Source organism: Streptomyces achromogenes subsp. achromogenes, assembly GCF_000720835.1.
In the GTDB taxonomy this organism is placed as follows: Bacteria; Actinomycetota; Actinomycetes; order Streptomycetales; family Streptomycetaceae; genus Streptomyces; species Streptomyces achromogenes.
On sequence record NZ_JODT01000064.1, the window covers coordinates 1 to 3,983 of the forward strand.

The 3,983-nt window shown below is 78.0% G+C and carries 2 protein-coding genes; one reads left to right on the plus strand and one right to left on the minus strand.

The annotated features are described in order from the left end of the window. The first annotated feature begins 81 nt into the window (after positions 1-81). On the plus strand, positions 82-3,402 hold the full coding sequence (locus tag IH25_RS0136635; protein ID WP_209445413.1) for a BTAD domain-containing putative transcriptional regulator: 3,321 nt from the start codon (positions 82-84) through the stop codon (positions 3,400-3,402). Between the two features lie 25 nt (positions 3,403-3,427). Here the strand turns inward: IH25_RS0136635 and IH25_RS0136640 are convergent. Further along, on the minus strand, positions 3,428-3,983 hold a 556-nt coding region (locus IH25_RS0136640), incomplete at its 5' end, for an NPCBM/NEW2 domain-containing protein (RefSeq protein WP_030621271.1).

Below are 3,983 nucleotides of genomic sequence, written 5' to 3' on the forward strand. Positions count from 1 at the left end.
CCCCCCCCCCCCCCCCCCCCCCCCCCCCCCCCCCCCCCCCCCCCCCCCCCCCCCCCCCGCCCCCCCCGCCACAATGTCCGGATGCGGTACAGAATCCTGGGCGTGACCCAAGCGGCGGACGACCAGGGCACTGCCGTACCCATCGGCGGGCGCCGGCTGCGTACGCTGCTCGCCGCCCTGGCCCTGCGGCCCGGCCGCACCGCCACCCCCGAGACCCTCATCGACGAGATCTGGGCGGACGACCCGCCCCAGGACGCCCCCGCCGCCCTCCAGGCCCTCGTCGGCCGGCTCCGCCGCACCCTCGGCCGGGACACCGTCACCTCCACGGCGGGCGGCTACCGCCTCGAAGCCGGCCGGGAGGACGTCGACCTGCACGTCTTCGAGCGGCTCACCCACGCCGGCACCGCCGCCCTCGCCGCCGGCGACCCGGCCGGTGCCCACCGCACCCTCACCGAGGCCCTCTCCCTCTGGTACGGCCCCGCCCTCGCCGACCTGCCCGACCGCACCGCCGCCACCCGCCCCGAGGCCCTGCGCCTGGAGGCGGCCCGCGCCCGCGCCGCCGCCGCCCTCGACCTCGGCCGCGCCCAGGAGGTCGTACCGGAGCTGCGGGAACTGACCGCCGCCCACCCCTACGACGAGCCGCTGCGCGTCCTGCTCATCCGCGCCCTGCGGGACACGGGCCGCACCGCCGACGCCCTCGCCGCCTACGAGTCCGCCCGCCGCACCCTCGCCGACACCCTCGGCACCGACCCCGGCCGGCAACTGAAGAACCTGCACGCGGAGCTGCTGCGACAGGAGGGCTCCGCCGCCCCCGAGCACACCGCCGCCGCGCCCGTCGCCCCCGCGCACCCGCCCCGGCGCACCGGGAACCTCCGCCCCCGGCTGACCTCCTTCGTCGGACGGGGACCGGAACTGGAGGCCATCCGCTCCGATCTGCACCGGGCCCGCCTGGTGACGCTCACCGGACCGGGCGGCTCCGGGAAGACCCGCCTCGCCGAGGAGGCCGCCGCCGCCCACCCCTCGGCCTGGCTGGTGGAGCTGGCCCCGCTCGACCGGCCGGAGGCGGTCCCCGGCGCGGTGGTCAGCGCGCTCGGTCTGCGCGAGACCGTGCTGCTGACCAACGAGCTGGGCCTCCCGCACGACCCCACGGCGCTGCTGATCGAGTACTGCGCCCCGCGCGGCCTGCTCCTGGTCCTCGACAACTGCGAACACGTCATCGGCGCGGCGGCCGACCTCGCCGAGACCCTCCTCACCCGGTGCCCCGGGCTGACGATCCTCGCCACCAGCCGCGAACCCCTGGGCGTCCCCGGAGAGTCGGTGCGCCCGGTCGAGCCCCTCGTCCCCGAGCAGGCGCACCGCCTGTTCGCCGAGCGCGCGCGGGCCGTCCGCCCCGACGCCGACGCGGTGCTCGGCGACACCGAGGCCGTCGCGGAGATCTGCCGCCGCCTGGACGGGCTGCCGCTCGCCATCGAGCTGGCCGCCGCCCGGCTCCGGCTGCTGACCCCGCGGCAGATCGCCGACCGCCTGGACGACCGCTTCCGCCTGCTCACCTCCGGCAGCCGCACCGCCCTGCCCCGCCAGCAGACCCTGCGCGCGGTCGTCGACTGGTCCTGGGACCTGCTGGACGAGCGGGAGCGGACGGTCCTGCGCGAGGTGTCGGTGTTCGCCGGCGGCTGGGACCTCGCGGCGGCCGAGGCGGTGTGCACCGGCCCCGCCGCGGACCTGCTCGGCGCCCTGGTCGACAAGTCCCTGGTGGTCGCCGCCCCCGGCGGCCCGGACGGCACCGGCACCGGTATGCGGTACCGCTTGCTGGAGACCATCCACGAGTACGCCGCCGAGCGCGCGGCCGAGCTTCCCGCACTGCGCGCGGCGGCCGAGCGGCGCCACCGCGCCTGGGTGCGCGCGCTGGTGGAGGAGGCCGGGCCGCAGCTGCGGTCGGCGGCCCAGCTGCCCTGGTTCTCCCGCCTGGAGACCGACCTGGACAACATCCGCGCGGCCCTGGACCGCGCGGTCCGCGCGGGCGACGAGGCCGAGGCCGGCGCCCTGGTCCTGGCCATCGGCTGGTTCTGGTGGCTGCGCAGCCACCGCCAGGAGGCGGTGTCCTGGGTGCGGCGGGTGCTCCGCCTGGGCGCCGCCCTGGACACCCTGCCCGCCCACGCGCCGGCCGCCGAGCTGATGGCCCGGATGGAGTCCGCCGACCCGGTGGGCGCCTTCCTCGCCGACCCCGACGGCCAGGCCCGGCACCCGCTCGACGAGCTGCGCACCGACCTGCGCATGCTCGACCTGTTCCTGACCGCCGAGTCGAGCGCCGACCACCTCGCGGGCGACGAGCGGGCCCCGGAGTACGTCGCGCGCGTGCGGCGCGCCTACGAGCGCGGCGGCCCCCAGGCCGCCCGCTTCCCCGGCATCCTCTGGCCGCTGACCACGTACTACCTGGGCGGCCCGGCCGACGTCCGGCCGAACCTGTCGGCGTCCGTCGCCAACGCCCGCGCGTACGGGGGCGACTGGGAGCTGGCCGTCGCCCTGATGTACCGCGCCCATGTGACCGTCGACACCTCGGGCAACCTCCAGGGCGTCGACGAGGACCTGGCCGAGCTGCGGCTCCTCGGCCGGCGCGTCGGCGACCGCTGGATGCTGGCCCAGGTGTGCGGCGCGGCCGGCGAGGCGGCCATGGCACGCGGCCGGTACGACGAGGCACGCGCCGAGTACCAGGAGGGGCTGCGCCTCGCCTACGAGGTCGGCGCGGACGCCGAGGCGCCGTTCCTGATCGCCCGGCTCGCCGAGATCCACTACCGCTCCGGCGACCGGGACGGCGCGCTGGCCGCCCTGGACGAGGCGGAGTCGGCCGCCGACCGGTACGCGGTGCCGGAGTCCCGGGCCTTCGTCCTGCTGCTGCGCGCCCACATCGCCCTCACGGACGGGGACCTCGGCCGCGCCCGCGCACTGCACCGGGCGTCCTGCGCGCTGGTCGGGGACGGCAGCACCGCGCCCCCGCAGTTCGTGGCGGCCCAGCGGGTGGTCGAGGGGTTCGTCGTCGCCGACGAGTCGGGCCTGGCCCAGGGCCTGCGGGTGCTGGCGAACGCCCTGCGCGACGCCGTGGACCACCGGTGCGCCGAGGCGGTCACCTCCGGCCTGGCGGACGCGGCGGCCTGCCTGCTGGCCCGGCACGGGGAACTGGCGGCCGCCGTCCGGCTGTTCACCGCCGCGGACCACTGGCGCGAGGGCGTCCCGCGGCCCGAGCCGGAGCGCGGCGAGGCCGCCCGGGCCCACGCCGACGCCCGCGCGGCCCTCGGCCCCGACCGCTACGCCGCCGAGTGCGCCCGGGGCGCCGCCCTCGACGCGGCGGACGTCCTGCGGGAACTGAGCGCGGTGACGGCGGCGAGCCGTACGACCGGAAGGTGAACCGTACGGCGACGGGCCGGCGGGGCTAGCGGCAGGTGAACCGGGACTCCGCCCAGTCCGCCAGCGCCACCCGGCCGAGGCCGTGGTCGTGCGGCTCCACCACCAGCCGTACGGTCCTGCGCCCGGTGAGGTCCACATGGACGGGTACGGCCGGGCCACGGCCCTTGACCACACCGGACCGCCACAGCGGGACCCCGTCGGCGTACACGGAGAAGGAGACCTTGCCGAGACCGAGGGTCATGTCGTCCACGCCGGCCCACGCGTCGTACGCGGTGCACCGCCGGTTGAGGTCGATGGTGACGGAGGACTCGCCGTGGACGGTGACCCCGCGCGCGTACGTCCTGCCGCCGACCGACATGCCGTACCGCTGCCACACCCAGCTGCTCCCGCCCAGCCGGATCTCGGGCTCGGTGCCGTCACCGGAGGCGTCGAAGCGCAGGGCGCTCAGCTCGTAGACGGTCGGGGCGGGCGGCGGGGCGGGCGGCGGGGTGGGCGTCGGGGTCGGGGTCGGCCTGGGCGTGGGTGTCGGCTTCGGCTTCGGCGGCGGGACGGGGGTGGGCGTGGGCTTGGGTTTCGGGGTC